Source organism: Cesiribacter sp. SM1 (assembly GCF_020178975.1).
In the GTDB taxonomy this organism is placed as follows: domain Bacteria; phylum Bacteroidota; class Bacteroidia; order Cytophagales; family Cyclobacteriaceae; genus Cesiribacter.
The window spans coordinates 762,328-783,336 of sequence record NZ_JAHXBU010000094.1 but is presented as its reverse complement, the minus strand read 5'-3'; the positions used below and the strand labels follow the sequence as shown (position 1 = coordinate 783,336).

General features: G+C 47.7%; 8 protein-coding genes. All 8 read right to left on the bottom strand.

Annotated features, from left to right (window positions below; all coding sequences use genetic code 11):
* Positions 1 to 549: 549 nt before the first annotated feature.
* Positions 550 to 1,080 (bottom strand): FHA domain-containing protein, encoded by a 531-nt coding sequence (locus KWJ01_RS27345; protein ID WP_225000320.1) that lies wholly within the window; start codon positions 1,078 to 1,080, stop codon positions 550 to 552.
* 36 nt (positions 1,081 to 1,116) lie between these two features.
* On the bottom strand, positions 1,117 to 1,566 hold the full coding sequence (locus tag KWJ01_RS27340) for an FHA domain-containing protein (protein WP_225000319.1): 450 nt from the start codon (positions 1,564 to 1,566) through the stop codon (positions 1,117 to 1,119).
* A 285-nt stretch (positions 1,567 to 1,851) separates the two neighbouring features.
* Positions 1,852 to 4,458: a tetratricopeptide repeat protein gene (locus KWJ01_RS27335; protein WP_225000318.1), complete on the bottom strand. Its 2,607-nt coding sequence runs from the start codon at positions 4,456 to 4,458 to the stop codon at positions 1,852 to 1,854.
* A gap of 107 nt (positions 4,459 to 4,565) precedes the next feature.
* Positions 4,566 to 5,441 (bottom strand): Stp1/IreP family PP2C-type Ser/Thr phosphatase, encoded by an 876-nt coding sequence (locus KWJ01_RS27330; protein ID WP_225000317.1) that lies wholly within the window; start codon positions 5,439 to 5,441, stop codon positions 4,566 to 4,568.
* A gap of 209 nt (positions 5,442 to 5,650) precedes the next feature.
* The gene (locus tag KWJ01_RS27325; RefSeq protein WP_225000316.1) at positions 5,651 to 7,198 is read right to left on the bottom strand and encodes a serine/threonine-protein kinase; all 1,548 of its coding nucleotides are present in this window, start codon (positions 7,196 to 7,198) and stop codon (positions 5,651 to 5,653) included.
* A gap of 286 nt (positions 7,199 to 7,484) precedes the next feature.
* Complete coding sequence (locus KWJ01_RS27320) at positions 7,485 to 8,858, bottom strand: type IX secretion system membrane protein PorP/SprF (protein WP_225000315.1); 1,374 nt, start codon at positions 8,856 to 8,858, stop codon at positions 7,485 to 7,487.
* A 2-nt stretch (positions 8,859 to 8,860) separates the two neighbouring features.
* Entirely contained in the window at positions 8,861 to 18,979 is a 10,119-nt protein-coding gene (locus KWJ01_RS27315) for a Calx-beta domain-containing protein (RefSeq protein WP_225000314.1), read from the bottom strand.
* 661 nt (positions 18,980 to 19,640) lie between these two features.
* Complete coding sequence (locus KWJ01_RS27310) at positions 19,641 to 20,924, bottom strand: hemolysin family protein (RefSeq protein ID WP_225000313.1); 1,284 nt, start codon at positions 20,922 to 20,924, stop codon at positions 19,641 to 19,643.
* Positions 20,925 to 21,009: the final 85 nt, after the last annotated feature.

Here is a 21,009-nt window from a genome sequence, read left to right as displayed (position 1 = left end):
ATACCTTTGAACCGTTTATTACCCTGATACAAAGGCAAATATTAAGCGTACATCAACTTTCCTGCACTTGTAGATAGAATTCCCTTTGCACTACATAAGATCAGTAGGAGTAAGCTAGTGCAGCATATTGAGAAAGAATCCTGTTCCTAATCTATGAAACCAATGAATAGCTGCTATGCATATATTTGATTTGGTGCCGCATCAACAGTCTCTTAGGAGTATCAAATTATGGCCATAGATCTACAATGTAAATACCACTTTAGAGTGATTTTTAATAAAAAATGGCGCTACAATCCAATTATTTTGCATTGCATAACGGCCGCCGGAATAAAGTTAGATCATGTGCGCCTTTTGCCTGAACTTATGCTTGATAGGGCCTACAACTGTAAGCTTTTTTACCGCAACAAAAAAAGCGGACAAACCATGAAAATTCTGGTCTGTCCGCCCTGAAGCTCCGCGACGGAGTTTGCTGTATTTGATTACTGCTGTGGCAGAAGAAGGTGTCGCAGATCTGCTGAAGGGTTGAACCGCTTCTCCACAAACTAAACCCTAGTCCCCTACCGTGAGGTAAACCATCAATATTGCCAGCAATACTGCCAGCACAATTACAGTTACAAGGGCTATGTTATGCAGGTCCAGTTTACTGCTACTGCTGCCTTTCTTAGGAGACTTTGTGTTGATGATGAGCGGCAGCTTGAATTTTATCCTCGGGCCCGAGGGCGCTAACTGAATAACATCATCATCGCGCAGAAACCATTTCCGGGCAATGGGCCTGTCGTTCAGGAGGGTCTGGTTTGTATTAGACAAATGCCTGATGCTGTAGCTGTCTTCACTCCACTCTATGGCCGCATGCAGCCTGCTTACCATCGGAAACTCATCTCCGTAGCTGATCAGGCAGTCAGAATCTCTGCCAATGCTGATGTAAGGCGCATCTATGACTTTCTCGGTGCCCTGAGGTGCATTTTTTGCAGCATCCAGGAACACCAGGGTGTAGGGATAGGATGGCTGTTCTTTATTCAACTTCCTGCCATTGGCACTATCCTGGCTATCTTCAGAACTTTTCAGAATTGACCATGCCATATAAAAATCATTACATTAACACACTAAAAATAATTATCAGTCTTTTTTACCCATTTTAAACTTAAACAGGCTATCGCCCATCAGCAGCACATCTCCATCGGTTAGCTCTACCGGCCCGTTCACCTGTATGAAAGTTGTTTTCAGAGCAGTTAGGTTTTCGACATACCACTTGCCATTCTTTTCATAAATGGTTGCATGCCCACTTCTGGAGATTGAGCTGTTCCCTGGATCCAGCAAGTTGCGATCAAGCTGCACAGGATCTTCCTGCAGATCAATTTTCCTTAGTTCTTTTTCCTCATCAAGAGAAATGGCAACCAGGCAGCAGGTATTAGGATCCGGAACAATTCTCCTGACCGTGTGAACACCCCCCTGTTGCCGGCTGCGTTGTGCAGGCGCGGCATTTACCTGATCCCATGGTGCTTCGTCTTTACCACCAATCACAACTGTTTTTTTACTACGGCTGTCTGCATCTGCTGCACCAGGCATTGCTGCGCCCCCGTTTACAAGGCTCGTTCTGCACTTGACACATTCTTTTGCATTATGTTGATTGGAAAAACCACATTTGTGACAACGAATCATATATCAAAAATTTTCGGGTAGTAAGTAAATTATGTTTCAGCTAGCGCCATACCAGACAAGAAAAATCTGCTGCAACAGCTGCCTGCCATTCGATAAAGGTAAGTCATCTTTAAGAAACAGGATAACGAAATGCTCTGATAAAAAGATATAGTCTGCCCTAAAGCTCTTCTGCTTTCTCCGTTCCTTTTCCTTCTAGAGGCGTAAGGAGGCATCTACCAGGTCCTTAAAAGCTTTTTGCTTACTTACATTTTTTATGATGGGATCATCTTTTATTGCCGACCATTCTATTTTTCCGGTCTGAAAAGCTTTACGGTACAAATCCAGCGATTCTTCTATTTTATTCTGGCTGGCCAGTACAGAAGCTTTTCCGTACAGCGCCCAGGCATCGTTTTGTTCTATACTTAATGCCTGGTCAAAAGTAAGCCCTGCCTCCTGGTACCTTGACTCATAAAGCTCCAGCAAGCCTTTGCTGGTAATAAGACTAACATCACTGTTTAAGGCATTATTGAGTGACAGGGCAAGCTTTATGTCCTGCAGCGCCTGCTGGTACAATTTTAAATTTTTGTAACTGTCGGCCCTGTGTACATATGCCAGGTCAAAACCTTTATCAACCGAATCGATAATGTAGCTGTATATACTGATGGCATAATCAAACTGACCAATTGCCTGGTATGCATCTCCCAGTGCCAGGTACACCCAGCGATTATCCTTGATGCTCGATTTCAGGCTTTTTTCTATATCCTTGATAGCTTTCTTATAATTCTTAAGCGCTATCTGTACAGAACCCCTGGCAAACAGTGCTTCAGCATAGTTTTTATTGATCTCAAGGGCCTTGTCCAGACTTTCGAGTGCGCCGGTATACTGTTCTGCCATTAGCTGTGCATTTCCTAAATAGTACCAGGCATTTGCAATTTCCTCTGCCGCCAGCTCAAGCGCCTGTGCAGAGGGTGCGTTAACTGCCCTGCCTTCTGCCCTGCCTACCAGCTCCTTTCCGATAGGTACAAATTTCTCAAAATCGCTTTTAGCGGCTGTGTAATCTCTTTGCTGCCAATACAACATGCCCCTTTTGTAGTAGGCAAGCGTTACACCCTCAAGGGCTATGGCTTTCGTGTAGCTCTGAACGGCATTTTCATAATCCTGCAGCTGCAGGTGTACGTCTCCCTTTTTCAACCAGGCACCATCATCAGCGGGATTGAAAATAACTGCCTTTATGTAATTTTCAAGAGCAGCCTTGTAATCTGCCTTCTGCATGGCCGCCTCCCCGGCGGCAGTATAAGAAGATGCAATCTGATCGATGGCCGCTAACTGCTCCTCCTTCAGGCCTATTTTTCTGGCTTTTTCAAAATCATAGGCCGCTGAGCTGATGTTGTGGTTTTCAACAAAGGCTAAGCCCCGGAAATAATAAGCATCTGCAAGCAGGCTGTCGTTGGCAATTGCTGCCCTGAAAGCCTCAATTGCCCCATCCATCTGCTTTTGCTGATACAGAATCAGGCCCTTCTCGTAATAGGGAGCAGCTAGCTGTGGGTTTTGCCTGGTGGCAGCAGCATAATCCTCCAGCGCACCCCTGGTATCGCCCTGGGCTGCCCTTATTTTTGCCCTTTCTGTATAGTAAACCGAGGCATCTTTTAAATAGCGGGTAATCTGGGTATAATCCTCTACAGCATTTTTTGGCTGGCCCATACGTACATATAGCCTTGCCCTGTTATCCAGAGCTTCTGTATACTTACCGTCAATTTTAATGGCCGTAGAAAAATCCCTGACCGCCGTTTGCAGCTCGTTTAGCTTCTCGTAAGATTTTCCCCTTCCATAGTAGAGGTATGCATTTTCCGGTTCGCGTGCAATTGCCTCGCTGTAGGCTTTAATTGCTTCAACATAGTCTCCGGCCCTGAACTTCTGCTCAAGAAGCTCATGCTGCTGAATTGTTTTATTAAGCTTAACCAGGCTTGCCTCTACAGCAGGCTCTTTTGGTTTTAGCTGCAGGGCCTGCCCGTAAAGCAGCCTGGCGGCCTCATAGTCCCTGCGTTCTTCGGCCTCCCTGGCCAGCAGGCGAACCTCTTCAAAACGTTTATCGTCAAATGCTTTCCAGCTATACGCGATCAGGGCACTGTTCACGTGTTGCTCCTGGGCATTTTGCGCCTCTTTTAATTCATCCAGCTTTTGTGCAAAAGAACCATCATCAGCAACGGAAACATCTAACTTTACATCATCCTGTGCCTGGCTAAGGGGCAAGGCCGGGTCGTAGGGAATAATGCCGGAAATGTAGGTAACCCAGCGCCCCTCCTTTTTTTCCACAATCAGCTCTGCCAGACGATCAACAGGTTTGTAGGGAGCAACCTCTGTTTTGTGCCTTCCTTTAAAATGAGCCTTATACCTTATTCTGATGTACAGGTTGTCCTTCTTTTTAAGATTCGAGATCTGAAAATCGTAGAAATCCACTGTTTCCAGCTCCGATTTAACATACATCCTGTCGAACTCCCGGATATAGTCCTTCACTTTTAAGGGTGATTTATCCGCTGCATCCAATGCAGAAGGTGCAATATCATCTACCAGGCTCACCTCCGGGGTGTAAAAGAGCCTGGTATCGGGGTTGTTGTAAGAATTACGGGCGGCATCTCTTAGTACCGACTCTGAAATGGCTGCATTGGAAATCAGGTTCAGGATACTTTCATAATCAACCAGTGTAAGCTGCGCCCGGTATTTTATTTCTGCCTGATCGCGCAGGGTATATTGCTGAGCAAAAGCAAAAGAAACCACTGAAAAAAGGACTGTAAAAAGCAGCAGTCCTTTCAGGAGGTACATTCTCAATCTATGCCTATCAAAAAAATGGGTCGAAACCATACTCATTGCAGTTTTACCAATGTTTTTACAGAACTCCTTAGCCGGAGCTCTTCTTTAGCTGGCCAATTTTATACTGATAAAAGCCCAAACAAGTTGAAAAAATTCTTTTTAGGCGGTTTTTCGAGCAACTCCAGTGAAAGAACGGTAATGTTATCGTCTCCACCTTCTTCATTGGCAGCATCGATGAGCTTTTTACCGGCTTCCGAGAGGGGTATTTTCTTTGCCAGGATCTGCTCTATAGCTTTGTGGGAGAGCATATTATTGAGGCCGTCGCTGCAAAGCAGCAAACGGTCTCCGGGTTTCAAAGCACATGTGGTGAAGTCCGGACGGGGCAAACGGTCTGGCGCTCCCAGGCTTTGGGTAATGATATTACTGTCCGGATGTATGTCTGCCTCATCGGGTGTAAGCTTACCAGCCATTACCAGCTCCCACACCAGCGAATGATCATTGGTAAGCAGTTTAAGCCCATCCTGTTTACTGAAGCGGTAAGCCCTGCTATCGCCAACCCAGGCCATAACAGCCTTCTCGGGAAATACCCAGGCAACAACAATGGTGGTACCCATGCCTGCACGATCGGGATTTTCTGCTGATGCAGCAACAATAGCTTCGTGAGCCTCCATAATTGCCCCGGCAATATAACGCTGTATCTGCTCCTCCTCCTGGCTGGCTTCTATTTCCAGTAGATCAAACCTGTTCTTGATGGTTTCAACAGCTATTGCAGAGGCAACCTCTCCGGCATTGGCTCCTCCCATTCCATCTGCTACTACTAACAAACACCCCTGGGGCGGTAATTCTGCGGGATGATCCGATAAGCACCAGCGCTTCTGGCTCAGATCCGGGCATACAATAAAGTTATCTTCGTTATGGGCCCGGTACCTGCCAACATCGGTCATGGCCTGGATATCTACGCTTGATCTGAAAACAACTTCCGGTGGCAACGACATGCAAAAAAGTTTAAAATATATTACTCCAGTGATCCAGACAGCCAAATATAGCTTTCCGGCAATCTTTCAAAAATCTTATTGTAAAGAAACAGAGCTTTGCGCTAACAGACCAGATCCTACAGCTTTAGAACTTACAAAGCCTGCACAGAACATACGGAAACCACAGGCCTGATTACCGAAAGCCCTATAAGATTTAACAAGCAGACAAACTACATGCTTGCGCTGAGAGGTTGTTTTGCAAGCCTCACTTCCGTAACCTTATTTCGCTGATCTGTCTTTATTTCTCTTACCACCACCTGGTGCGGAGAGGTAAACAGCAGCGTCAGGAACACAGCGGCCCTGTACTCTTTCAAGCTTCCGTCTGATTCGTCGAGCACCCGCACAGAACCATCTGCAAAACGGGAGAGTGCCTCCTGCTTCCAGCCGGAACGCAGCTCTCTTGAATGTTTCGGGTCTGAAATCTGGTTCAGGTATCGCTGCAGCTCCCTGCTTTGAATCCGCAGCTTTTCTGCTTTAGAAACAGCACGGGCCTGCTGCGCTGCCCCTTGCTGAGTGGCGCTCATATTTTCCCTGCTGCTGGCTGCCTGGTCTTTTACCACCTGTGCATCTTTATATTGTGCCAGTACCTGGTTTAGGGAGTCCTGCAACAGCAGCTGCTGGTTAGCCTTTACCAGCTGGGCTTCCATTGTTTTCAGTTTATCCGCTACCGGGTCTTCGGCCTTGCCTTCTCCCAAAGAAGCAGCACTGTTTGCCATTTCTGCAGCAGCTGTTCCTTCTTTCGTATTAGCGGCAGATACACTGTTGTAATCTATGTACAGCCAGAGGCCTCCCATTGCAACAAGCAGTACTACAACTGCAGCAGCCATAAATGGAATATAGCTTTTTTTCGCAGGCTCCGCCCCTTTTTTCTTTTTTGGCACGTTCCACTGGCCTGTTTCCAGAAAATGCTTACCCCATCCAGAGATTTCTGCAGCAGTAGGCCTTTTACTGCGGTCAGCCTGCATGCAGGCCTCCAGTATTTTATTAAGCTCAGGAGAGAAACCCTGGGGAAGTGCAGGCACACTCGCTCCTTTCAGCAGGCACTGGCCTCCGGCGCCTTCCCAGGGCACTTTATCTGTACACATCTCATACAGCGTTACGCCCAGTGAAAAAATATCGCTGGAGGGGTCCGCTGAAGGATGCCGATCAAAACGCTCGGGGGGTGCGTAGGCAATGGTGAGGGTTTGTGTGCTGTCTGAGGTAGCTTTTCTCAGGGTATGCCTGAACCGGCTGCTGACACCAAAATCTGCCAGCACAAAAGACTTTGGATGTAACAGCAAGATGTTATCCGGCTTAATATCCTGGTGAATGATGGGGGGATCCTGGCTGTGTATTTCCTCCAGGGCCGAGCCTATCTGATACATCACCAGCGCTACCTTCTGTTCGCTGAAAGTACCGCCCTGCTCCAGTTCACTGGTAAGAGAGCCATAGGGGCAGTATGGCATGATCAGGTAGGGCGAACCTTCCGCTATATCAAAGTGATTTACCTTTAGCAGGTGGGGGTGAGATAAATTATAGGTAATGGAAAATTCATTTCGGAACTGACGGAGACCATAATCATCAAGCCCTTTACTGGGCGCATAGATTTTAATTGCCACTACAGCATCATCGGCCATCAGGTCCCTGGCCTTCCACACCTCCGAAAAGCCGCCCTCACCAATGATCTGGTCTAGTATATACCGGCCGGCGTAAACATCATTCTGCTTTAATACTGGCATAAAATTTTAAATAAAACTGCCCCTGACGACAGTTAGGCAAAAGAAAAGTAGTACGCTGCTCCTCCCGGGCTTACATCAGGCTCAGGCTGGATAAGTTGCCGGGAGCAGCCTAACAAAGAAAAATAAAGCTTACAGTATACATACTGAAGATTACCTGCTATAGTTCTCCCCTGCTGTTATAAGCATTATAATACTTACCATTCAATTGCATATCATAGAATAAGCTAATATTAAATTTAATGAAAGCTAATTAATACGTTTTCAATTCATTAGATAAAATTTAATATTAATTCCTGCGGTTGTTCATCCGCAGCAGGCCTCTTCGCTTAAGCTTCCATTTATTAGGCCTGTTCTTTTTATAGGAGGGCCGTTTTACCTTCCTGTACTTGAACTTATTCTTTTTAGAGAACAGCGATTTCAATCCAGATTTGTTCTTGTAGGCCGGACTCTCCTTTTTAGCCCTGGATTTATAGGATGCTACTTTCCTGTTAAACTTACGGGAGCGGGCATCTGCCTTTTTGCTTGCATTGCTTTTGAAGGCTCGGGCTGCCTTGCTCTTTACCTTATACTTTGTATTGAGGGTTCTGTTTTCCAGCTTTTTTGATGAACTTCGCTTAGCTCCACCATAAGCAGGCAGCCGGTTGCGGTTACCCCCGGCATAATAAGCAGCCTTTTTGCCTGAACGTTGCAGGCGCCAGCCCAGCGTAACTTCTGCCGCACTTTGTATCCCGTACAAATCTTTATCGCCAAAGGGCATACTGTAACTAAGGCCCAGCAGCATGTTTTGCCGCAGCAACTGCATGGCCAGCGTAGCCGAATGATCTGGGGAATAGTAAACCCCCAGCCCCAGGTGCTCCTCAGAAACTGTTTTTCTTGGATTTATGCCTTTGTTAAGCTGCAGCCCGCCTACAAAGTCGTTGAATTTATTCTCCTGCTGCCAGTACATGTTTGTAGCCAGCTCAAAAAAAGGATTGCTGATCAGCCTAAGCTGCGAGTAAACCATCCATTTAACAGGTTCGGCCTGGCTGTTGTCGTTTTCCAGGTAGGTAAACCTGCCTTTGTTTGCATTGATCATTCCTGCCCCTATATGAAAGCGCTGCTCCCCCCGTGCATCTGTCAGGTAGTAGGCTAAACCAATATTGGTTGTAAAAGCCTGGCTCCGGTAGTCGTGGAAGGTTTCTCCATGATCCAGGTTTGGGTTGATCTGTCCATCTGCAAACTGGTTCCTGGTGGTGGCTTTGTTCCAGTCTATTTTTCTGGAGAAAAAGCCGCCCTGCACACCACCAACAAGATGGTGCTGGCTGCTGAACCTTACGGTGTAGTTGTAGCTAAGCACTGCGCCGGTTGTGGAAAACAGGTAGGCGGTGCCGTTATCCTGCCGCAAAATATTGATACCTGCCGTGCCAAAGGGCACGTTGTTCCTGCTGTATAGCGGAAACTGGCCGCTAAGAACCATGCTGCGGGCACCAATATTACCCACCAGGGCCAGCTTTTGGTAGTGGGCGCTTATCTGCTGGTAATCGTTACCCGACATAGCCGTGGGAGCCGTTAGCTGCGGGCTTAGCCAAAAGCTTATAGGTGTTGTGTACTGCGCCAACAGATCTGTAGTGACAACTACCATGCATACGACTGCCACAAGGGCAACTTTAAATAATCGCATATCTATCGTATTAGCGTTACACTTCCTGTTAATTTGGTACTGCCTGCCTCCGGAGCATTCTCCTGGTACACTAAGATCCAGATATAGGAATCTTCTGGCTGCGGCTCGCCATTTACCGTACCATCCCAGCCCACTGCAGTAGCATCTTCTATGCTTGTGGTTTCATAAATAAGCCTGCCATGGCGGTTATAGATTCTCCAGTGCAGGGCACGCAGATTGCGGGCATGCAGCACAAAAGCATCGTTCATCTGGTCGCCATTGGGTGTAAAAAGCGTAGGCAATACAGCATAGGTACCTACCGGCTCCACCACCTCCTCCTCATCGTTATCGGTAATGGTGAGGGTTGCTACCTGCCTGGTTTCATCTATTACCACACCTGCTGCTGTAACGGCGTTTAGCTCTAGCACCACTGTTTCTTCCGCTTCCACCTCCAGATCTGCCAGTACATTTACCGCTACTTTTATGCTGGTCTGCCCGGCGCTCAGCACCAGCTGGTCTGCTGCAGGATCGGTATTGTAGTCGCTGCCTCTCTGAGCAGTACCCGACAGGCTGTAGCCGATGGTAAGATCAGCATCCAGCGCTTTTGACAGCGAAAGCACAAAAGCACCGCTTTTATCATCTTCTGCTGCATCTTTATCTACAGCAACAGAAAGCAGGGCTAGTACTACCTCCTCTTCTTCGTCATTATCCCTGATGGTAAGGCTGGCCGATTTCTTCGCTTCATCCAGGGCCACGCCTGCTATGGAAGGGGCCTGCAAGCTAAGGACCACTGTCTCATCTTCCTCAACCTCCTCATCGTCAAGTATTTCTACCGCCACCTTTACACTCTTGCGGCCCTTGTTTAAAACTACCTCCCCGCCTGGCGAAACATAGTCTGCACCAGCGGCTGCAGTGCCTGCCAGGCTGTAGCTAATGGTTAGGTCTTCTTGCAGCATAACAGAACTGCTGATAACAAAATAGCCTGCTTCAGCACCCTCTGCTGCATCCGTACCTACGGCAACCGACAAAAAGACGATCTCTTCTACATCATCCTCATCATTATCAAAAACCTTTAGTGTGGCAGCTTTTTCACTTTCATGTAACACCACGCCTTCTGTAGCAGAGGTCTGCAAGCTTAGTATAACTGTTTCATCTCCTTCTACTTCTGTATCAGCTTTTACAGCAACCACTACCTTTTCACTGGTTTTGCCGGCCTTCAGTACCAGCTGCCCGGCAGGAGATTCATAATCTAGCCCGGGAGTGGCCGTACCAGACAGGCTGTAGCTGATGGTGAGATCGGTATCCAGGGCTTCTGAGAGCATAATCATAAATACACCCTCCTGACCGTCTTCTGTCGCATCTCTATCTACTGAAACAGAAAGAACAGCGGGGACAACTTCTTCCTCATCATTATCCAGGAGGTTCATCGTTGCAGCCTTCCTGTTCTGATCCAGCAGCAAACCTGTTACTACAGGAGTCTGCAGGCTTAGCACCACTGTTTCGATTCCTTCAGCTTCTGTATCTGCCTTTACTTTTATTGCTACTTCCACACTGGTTTGGCCGGCCTTCAGCACTACCTGCCCGCCTGGCGAAACATAGTCTGTATCTGCAGTAGCACTACCTGCAAGGCTGTAGCTAATGATAACATCTACAGGCAGGGCAATGGAGCTGCTGATAAGAAAAGTACCCTCCCGGTTGTCTTCTTCTGCGTGTTTAGCAACTGTAACCGAAAGTAAGGCTGGTTCTACTTCCTGCTCCTCATCGTTATCGCGTATCTTCAATGTGGCTGCTTTACCAGCTTCATCCAGGATCACATCCTCTGCGGCAGGCGCCTGCAGGGTTAATATTACGGTTTCCTCCTGCTCTGCTTCTTCATCTGCCTTAACAGCGATGGTTAGTTTTGCGCTGGTCTGGCCTGCTTTTATCAGCAGTTGCGCAGCCGGAGATTCAAAATCTGTACCTGCCGTAGCAGTGCCCGACAGGGTGTAGGCTATGCTAAGATCAGTAGCCAAAGCTTTTGAAAGCTTCACCTCAAAAGCACCATCTTCATCATCTTCTGCTGCATTCTTTTCTACTGATACAGAAAGTATGGCCGGCTCTGCTTCCTCCTCCTTATCATCATCCTTAATGTTAAGGCTTGCTGATTTATTCGCTACATCCAGTATTACCCCTGATTGGGTGGGGGCTACCAGCTCCAGCACTACAGTCTCGTCTCCTTCAACTTCTGAATCTGCCTTTACTGTTATTGCTACCTCTACCTGCTTATCTCCGGCCTTCAGCACTACCTCTTCACCGGCAGCTTCATAATCGGCTCCTGCGGTTGCTGTACCCGAAAGGCTGTAGCGAATGCTGAGGTCTGCAGGCAGGGCTTCCGACAGTCTAAGTGTAAAGGCGCCATCTTTATTATCTTCGGCAGCATCTTTGGCTTTTACAACAGAAAGCAGCACATCTTCCACTTCCTCTTCTTCATCGTTATCCTCAATGATAAGCGTTGCTGCTTTTCTGGTTTCATCCAGAATTACTTCGTCCGTAGCGGGCGCATCAAGCGTGAGTACTACAGTTTCATCCTCCTCCTCTTCTGCGTCGGCCTGCACAGCTATTTTTATTTTTTCGCTGGTTTTGCCTGCTTCTATCATCAGCTGACCGGCAGGCGCTTCATAGTCTTCGCCAGGGGTAGCGCTTCCAGACAGGGTGTAGCTAATGGTAAGGTCGGCCGAGAGTGCCTCCGACAGGGATATTTCAAAGAAACCATCTTTGCCATCTTCTGCAGCATTTTTCTCTAGAGCAACAGATAGCAGCACCTGTACCGGTACTTCCTCCTCATCGTTATCTTCTATGGTAAGGGTAGCTGCTTTCTTTCCCTCATTCAGCAGTACACCTGCCGTTGCTGGTGCTGCCAGCTCCAGAACCACTGTTTCGTCTCCCTCCACTTCTGAATCTGCCAGCACTTTTACTTTTATTTTCTCCTTCTTTTTACCGGCTTTAAGCACTACCTGGCCTTCCGGGGCTTCATAGTCTGCCCCTGCAGTAGCCGTACCGGCTAAGCTGTAGCTAATAACAAGATCTTCAGGGAAAGCCTCAGACAGAGAGATCTCGAACTCACCGTCTTTATTATCTTCTGCTGCATTTTTGGCAACTGCAACAGATAGTAATGCCGGCTCTACCTCCTCCCGTTCTTCGTCATTATCGCTGATCTTCAGGCTTGCGGTTTTATTGGCTTCATCCAGTAAAACACCTGCTGTTGCCGGGGCCTGCAGGCTGAGAATTACAGTTTCATCGCCTTCCACTGCTGCATCAGCTTTTACCTCTACTTTGATTTTTTCGCTGGTCCTGCCTGCTTTCAGGACCAGCTGTTCTCCGGGATTAACATAATCTGTGCCTGCCGTTGCTGTACCCGAAAGAGCAAAGGCTATGGTAAGGTCTGTATCTAAGGCTTTTGAGAGTTTGAGCTCAAAGAAGCCATCTTTATTATCTTCGGCAGCATCTTTATCCACCACAACAGAAAGCAGCACATCTTCCACCTCCACTTCTTCGTCATTATCCTGAACCTGCATTGTTGCTGCTTTTCTGGCTTCATCTAGCGCCAGTCCTGCCACAGCAGGATCCTGCAGGGTTAGGGTTATAGTTTCTTCCTCTTCTACTTCTGCATCTGCTACTGGCTTTATTTTAACTTTTATGCTGGTCTTGCCTGCTTTCAGCACTAACTGGTCTACTTCCGGCTCTGTAGTATAGTCGCTACCTCTTTGTGCTGTTCCGGATAAGCTGTAGCTGATGGTAACATCGGTTGAAAATGCTTTTGATACTGCTATTTCAAAAAAGCCATCTTTGCTATCCTCTCCCGCACCTTTTTCTACTGAAACAGTAAGCAGCACATCTTCTACCTCCTCCTGGCTCTGGATCTCCATTGTTGCCGAATCATTCTGCTGATCCAGCACCAGACCTTCACGGGCTGGGGCTGTGAGTTGCAGCACCACCGTTTGCCTGTCTACTACTTTCTTCTGTTTCTTAACCTTTACTTTTGCACTGGTTTTGCCCGCTTTTAGTACCAGCTGTTCACCTGCCGGCTCCGTGCTGTAGGCATCTCCTTTTGTAGCTGTTCCCGAAAAGCTATAGCTGATGGTAACATCCTCCGGCAAAGCCTTAGATGCTTTTATCTCAAACTCTCCATCTTTGTCCTCCCTGTTTGCATGCGTGGCAACCTCTACTGAAATCAGTACATCCGCTACTTCTTCATCTTCCTCATCATTGTCCAGTATTATTAGTGTTGCCTCATGCTTAGCCTCATCCAGCACTACGCCTGCCACAGCAGAAGGCTGCAGTGTAAGAATCACTGTTTCCTCTTCTTCTACTTCAGTATCTGCTAATACCTTAATCTTGATTTTCTCTTTCTTTTTACCGGCTTTCAGCACCAATTGTCCTTCCGGGGCTTCATAGTCTGCACCTGCGGCAGCAGTGCCTGTTAAGCTGTAGCTGATGAGCAGGTCTTCCGCCAAAGCCTCAGACAGAGAGATCTCGAACTCACCGTCTTTATTATCTTCTTCAGCATCTTTGGTTACTACAACAGATAGTACTGCTGGCTCTACTTCTTCATCATTATCTTTTATGGCAAGGCTTGCTGACTTTCTTGTCTCATCCAGTTCTACGCCTGTTGCAGCAGGTACTTCCAGCGCCAGGATTACCGTCTCTTCCTCTTCTATTTCCTCGTCATCGCTAACAGTTATTGCTACGTTTACGCTGGTCTGCCCTGCCTTTAGCACTACCTGCTCTGCGGGAGCAGTATAATCTTCGGCTGCTATTGCTGTACCTGAAATACTGTAGCCAATGGTAAGATCTTCCTGGAGAGCAGCACTGGCACTGATGATGAACTGCCCCTCCTGATCAGGCTCTGCAGCGTCCGCTCCCTTTGCCACTGATAGTACTACTGCCGGCACTGGTTCTTCATCATCATCCTGAATGGTGAGGCTAGCCGATTTTGCTGTTTCTTCCAATGCTACACCTTCCCCTGTGGGAGCATTCAGCGTCAGAATTACTGTTTCCTCCTCTTCTACCGCTGCATCATCTATTACCTGAACCGGCACCTGCACTGAAGTCTGGCCCGCCATTAGCACCACCTGTTCTGTTGCTTCATAGTCTGCCCCTTCCGTTGCTGTGCCTGACAGACTAATGCTGATTGGAAGGTCTGCTTGAAGGGCAGCAGTAGCGTTGATGATAAAATAGCCGTGCTCATCAGGTTCTGCTGCAGCTTTACCCATGGCTACTGAAAGCAACACCTCCTCTACTGCTTCATCATCATTATCTGTGATGGCAAGGCTAGCTGATTTTCTTGATTCATCCAGTACCAGGCCTTCAACAGCCGGGGGTACTAAGGTAAGTACTACTGTTTCTTCCTCTTCTGCCTCTGTATCTGCATTGGGCGATATCTTTACCTTTACACTGGTTTTGCCTGCTTTCAGCACAACCTCATCTGCCTCTGGCTCTGTGCTGTAGTCGCTGCCTTTTTGTGCAGTGCCGGAGAGCTGGTAACTGATAGTAACATCAGCAGGCAGTGCTTGTGATACTGCTAATTCAAAGAAGCCGTCTTTATCATCTTCTGCCGCCTCTTTTTCCACTACTACCGACAGCAGCACATCTTCTACTACCTCTTCGTCATCGTCCTCAATCATCATGGTTGCTACTTTCCCGGCTTCATCTAACATCAGGCCCAGCAGCGAAGGCGACTGCAGCGTAAGTATCACCGTTTCGGCTTCCTCTATTTCAGTATCTGCCTGTACGGCTATGGGTACTCTTACACTGGTCTGGCCTGCAGGAAGTATTACCTGCTGGCCTGGAGAATCAAAGTCTGCACCTGCCGTGGCAGTGCCAGAAATACTATAATAAAGGGGAACATCAATAAGAAGCGGAAGAGAGCTGCTGATGAGAAAGTATCCATCTTCAGCATCCTCGGCTGCATCTTCTCCAACTCTAACAGAAAGCAGGGCCAGGTCTTCCTCCTCTTCATCATTATCTTTGATTTTAAGTGCAGCTGTCTTTGCATTTTCATCAAGTACCACACCGTTTATGGTTGGCGCCAGCAACCCCAGCACCACTCCTTCTTCACCTTCCACTTCTGCATCGTCTTTTACCTGAACGGGCACCTGAACTGTTGTTTGCCCCGCCATCAGCACTACCTCCTGCTTTGCCAGGGTGGTGCTATAATCGTCTGTGCCGGCTGTGCCCGACAGGTTAAAACCAATTGTCAGATCATTATCCGGCGCACTGGAGGCACTAATTACAAAATGTCCGTCCTGATCCGGCTCTGCAGCATCGCGGGCAGCTGCAACAGACAGCAGTATGTCTTCTGCTACTTCCTCATCGTCATCCTCTATCTTCAGGCTTGCCTCCTGCTTTGCATCATCCAGCACCGCTTCTGCTGTGGCAGGAGCCTGCAGGCGCAGTACTACTGTTTCGGCTTCCTCTACCTCTGTATCTGCTATTATCTTTACTTGTACCTTTTCAGTGGTCTTGCCTGCTTTGAGCACCACCTGGTCTTCTTCAGGCGCTGTTGTATAGTCGCTGCCCCTTTGTGCTGTACCGGATATGCTGAAGGTAACAACCAGGTCATTTTCTAAAGCCTTAGACAGCTGCAATGCAAAGGCTCCGTCTTTATCATCTTCTGCGGCATCCTTATCTACTACTACTGATAGCAAGGCAGGTTCTACTTCCACCGGCTCCTCGTCATTGTCCAGTATTTTTAGTATTGCCTCTTTCTTTGCCTCATCCAGCAGTACACCCGCTGCACCAGAAGGCTGCAGTGTGAGAATTACAGTTTCCTCTTCTTCTACCTCTGTATCTGCTGCTACTTTTATCTTGATCTTTTCGCTCTTCTTGCCTGCTTTCAGCACCAGCTGCTCTTCCGGGGCTTCATAGTCTGTGCCTGCGGCAGCAGTGCCCGCTATGCTGTAGCTGATGGTAAGGTCTTCGGCCAAGGTGTTGGAAAGGGAGATTTCAAACTCTCCATCTTTATTATCTTCCTCTGCATCTTTTACGACTGCCACAGAAAGCAGCACCTCTTCTATTTCTTCATCGTTGTCTGTAATGGTAAGGGTAGCTGATTTTCTTGTCTCATCCAGTTCTATGCCTGTTGCAGCTGGTACTTCCAGTGCCAGGATTACCGTCTCCTCTTCTTCCACTTCCTGGTCATCTGTTACAGCTATGGGTACATTTATACTGGTCTGGCCTGCTGGCAACACAACCTGCTCAGCAGGAGCAGTGTAATCCTGACCTGCTGTTGCTGTACCCGCAAACGTGTAGCTGATGGAGAGATCTTCCCGGGGAGCAGCACTGGCACTGATGATGAACTGCCCCGCCTGATCAGGCTCTGCAGCGTCCGCTCCCTTTGCAACAGATAAAACAATTGCCGGCACTGGTTCTTCATCATTATCCTGAATGGAAAGGCTCGCCTGCTGCTTGTTCTGATCAGGATCTAAAGCCACTCCTGCTATAGCAGGTGCCTGCAGCGCCAACACTACTGTTTCCACTGCTTCTACTTCTGCATCATCTTTTACCTGAACGGGTACCTGTACTGATGTTTGTCCCGCCTCCAGCCTTACCTGCTGCCCTACTGTTTCATAGTCCGCTCCTTCAACAGCTGTGCCTGTCAGGTTAATGCTGATAAGCAGGTCTTCCCGGGGAGCAGCAGTAGCACTGACGATGAAATAGCCGTGCTCATCCGGCTCTGTAGCATCTTTTCCGCTGGCTACTGAAAGCAGAATATCTTCCACTTCCTCATCATTATCAATAATACTTAGGCTTGCATTCTGCTTACCCTCTTCAGGATTCAGGACTACTCCTGCCACTGTTGGTACCTGGAGGGTTAAAATCACTGTCTCTTCTGGCTCTACATCCAGATCTGCCACAACCTCTATGGCTACTTTTACACTGGTCTGACCAGCAGGCAGCACTACCTGCCCGCCAACTGCTTTGTAGTCTGATCCTTCTGTAGCAGTGCCCGTTATCCCATAGCCAATGGTAAGAGCTTCTTCCAGCGCTGATGATAAGCTGATGATAAATTCTCCGTTAACATTATCTTCTGCAGCATCTTTGTCTTTGGTTACTGAAAGAAAAACATCCTCCGGTTCCTCATCATTGTCGGTGATCTGTACAGTAGCTGTTTTGTTTGATTCATCCACTAGTACACCTTCTTTGTCTGGGGTATTAAGCGTCAGGATTACTGTTTCCTCCTCTTCTACCTCTGCATCATCTATTACCTGAATGGGTACCTGAACAGTGGTCTGCCCTGCAGGCAGCACTACTTCCTGTTTTGCCAGGGTGGTGCTGTAGTCAGCTGTAACAGCTGTACCGCTTAGCCCAAAGCCGATTGTAAGATCTTCTGCCGGGGCTGGGCTGGCGCTGATGATAAAGTGGCCGTGCTCTGCCGGCTCGGCTGCATCTTTTCCCCTGGCAACGGAAAGCAGCACCTCTTCTATTTCCTCATCATCGTCTGTAATATTTAGTGTTGCGGATTTCTTTGCCTCGTCCAGTTCCAGACCCTGTATGGTGGGATTTGCTAAGGCAAGCACTACTGTTTCCTCTTCTTCTACTTCTGAATCTGCCTTTGGCGATATTTTAACCTTTATACTGGTTTTGCCTGCTTTCAGCACTACTTCATCTGCCTCCGGCTCTGTACTATAATCGCTGCCTCTTTGGGCTATTCCGGATAAGCTGTAGCCAAGGCTAACATCTGTAGCCAGGGCTTTGGATACTGATATCTCAAAAAAGCCATCTTTATCATCCTCTGCAGCATCTTTCTCTACTACTACCGACAGCAGCACATCCTCAACTTCCTCTTCTGCCAAAAGATAAGCCGCAAGCAGTGCTTCTTCTGTATCTACACCTGAACCAGAATACCCGGCAAGCAACAGCTGTTCGCCTACAATAACCGATGCATTTACTGATTCATTTTCTCCGCCAAAGTTTGCAACTACTTTCCCGTCTCCCCGATCACCGAAGCTGGTGTCCAGGCTGCCATCGGGGTTATAGCGGGCAAGGGCGGCATCTTCTCTGCTTCCATTTTTGGCCTGGCCTGCCACAATTATCTTTCCGCCTGCCTGCAGCACTACTGTTCTGCCCTGGTCATTACTGCCGCCAAAATCAGTCAGTACTTTTCCGCCAGAGCCAAATGAGGCATCCAAGAGGCCATTACTGTTGTAGCGGGCAAGGGCAAAATCCTGGTTGCTGCCGTTGGAGGCTTCACCTGTTAGCAAGATCTTTCCATCGGGCTGCAGGACCATAGAAATACCTAAAGCATTGCCGGAACCAAGCGCTGTGAGCACTTTTCCGTCTCCACGATTACCAAAGCTGGTATCCAGACTGCCATTTGTATTATAGCGAACAAGAGAAAAAAATCCTTTACCGCTTTCGTAAGACTGACCGGCAACTATAATCTTCCCATCAGGCTGAACGGCCATTGCCCTGGCTTTATCATCCCCTCCCTCAAAATCAGTGATTACTATTCCGTCAGAGCCAAAATCTTTATCCGGTTGTTTGCCATTGCTCTTGTAACGGGCAATGGCAAAATCCGAAGAAATGCCATTTTCTTCCTTCCACACCTCGCCAGCCACCAGTATCATACCGTCGGGCTGTAGTACCATTGATCTGGCGTAGTCGTTTCTTTCCCCGAAAGCAATTACCAGCTTTCCCCGATCGCCAAAACCATTATCAGGCTTTCCATCCTGGTTGTAGCGGGCAAGGGCAAAATCGTAGTTGCTGCCATTGTAGGCATAGCCAGCCACAACTATTTTACCATTGTTCTGAATGGCCACAGGCCTGGCCCGGTCGTTTCCACCATCAAAATCTGTAAACACTTTTCCGCCGGAGCCGAATGAAGTATCCAGTTCGCCATTGCTGTTATAGCGGGCCAGGACAAAAACTGCTTTATTGCCCTTATGCTCATCGCCGGCCACCACTATTCTCCCGTCTGACTGAATGGCTATACCATGATAGCCCACACCTCCATTAAAGAAGCTGGTGAGCGTATAGCCACTCTGGGTGCCAAAATCCTGATCTAAGGTTCCCGGCTGGCTTTTGGCTATGGGTGTAACACCAAGAAAGGCAATCAGTAAAATTGCTGCCTCTATACTTTTATAGCTGAAAAATGAGCGCACTTATCAAACTTTAATAAAATGTGTTTGTCAGGAGCTTTTGTTCTTTAAAACAGCACCGGCCTGGTGCACCTTCACAGGTTTAGTGTGTACGATCCGGCACATGGTATATGTGCCACGGGGCATCAGAGTTTTTGATACGCTCTGCATAAAACATCTTTTTAGCAAAAAAGGGGTGCTCAATAACAGCCATCACTGGCTACCGACCCCTGCTCCAGTAAAAATGTTGGTTTATCCATAAAAATGGTACCTGATGCGTAAGCTGTCAGAGATATCAGACAACAGTCCTTGATATACGCTGGAATAAAAATTATAGAGCTAATTTTAGTAAAATATTTATGCAACAATCTAAAAAACATTAAACGTAGAAGATTGTTACAAAGGTCCGAATTAAATCAACAAGCCCCTAATAATAAGTATATTAACTGGCCACAGATTGTACTTTTTAAGAACTTTTACAGTGCATTACCTCAGATAAACAATAAAAATGCCTTATCAGTGGCAGGCAAGGGAGCCCTGCTTATTACTACTTGCTTTCCGGCAAAAACATTACAACCACCGTATTCGGCCCTGCAGGCATACTCTTTCTGGTAGTCCGGTGGGCACTACTGATTGTGGAGCAGGGCTAAAAATGAGCTAGAGAAGCCTTTGAAGCGGAGAATATTCAATCAGTAAACCCATTGTCTATCCTCCTGACCAGTACTTTATCGATCTTAACCCGGTCCATATCTATTACCTCCAGTTCCAGCCCCGACCAGTGCAGCTTATCTCCTTCTTTAGGGATGTAGCCCAGTTCATTCAGGATCAGGCCACCCAGTGTATCGAAATGGTGCACCTGGTCATCTGAGGGTATATCAAAATAATGCAGAAAGTCATGAAAGGGATAATCTCCGTCAATGAGCCAGCTGCCATCGTCGCGCTGCTGAACACCCCACTCTTCTGTTCCCAGCTCTACACTGTCGCCTATCAGGGCCTCCAGTATATCATTCATGGTAACAATTCCCATTACAGTTCCATATTCATCAGATACCAGACTGTAGTGTACGCCGGTGTGCTTAAAGGTCTCCAGGGCTTTATAGGCAGAGGTAGTTTCTGCAACATAGGTGGCAGGTTTTATATAGTCCTGCAGCTGAAAGTTCTCCTCTCCCAGATGCCTGAACATATCTTTCAGATAAACCACCCCCAGCACATCGTCGAGGTTGTGCTCAACAACAGGATACACAGAAAAAAGTGTGTCGCTAAGCGTAGTTCTGATCTGGGAAATACCTGCATGCACCGGAATAGTGACCACATCTGTACGATAGGTCATGAGCGAGCTGATTCGCCGGTCGCCCAGGTGAAAGACCCGCTCCACAATATCCTGCTCTACCTCCTGCACAATACCGCCCCTGGCTCCTTCTTCTACCATGGCCCTGATTTCATCTTCTGTAACCCGTACTTCTGCGGGCTTTATGTTAAAGATGCGCAGCACAAAATCAGATGTTTTGGTAAGCAGCCACACAAAGGGAGCGGTTATTTTGGAGAGCAGCGTCATGGGGCCGGCCAAAAGCTTTGCATAGGCCTCGGGGTTTGACAAGCCGATGCGCTTGGGCACCAGTTCACCCAGCACCAGCGTAAAAAAAGTAATCAGCACCACAACAATTACCACCGCAAGCCCACCTGCATAAGGAGCTAAAAATGGCACCGATGCCAGCAAAAGTGCTAAGTCTGTTGTAATGGCTTCGCCACTGTAAATACCGGTAAGAATGCCTATAAGGGTAATGCCTATTTGTACTGTTGATAAAAACACATCGGGAGCATTTGCCAGATTAAGAGCTCTTTTTGCGCTTGCATTACCTTTTTTGGCCTCTGCCTCCAGGCGTGGCTTTTTAGCAGACACCAGTGCTATTTCCGACATGGCAAATACACCATTGAGCAGTATCAGTAAAAAAACGATCAGTATTTCCATAGCTTTTTTCCCGGGCTAAGCATGCCTGCAAAATTTCTTGTCTTATGTTGGCCTGTTGTGCTGATCAGTTAACAGCAAACTAACC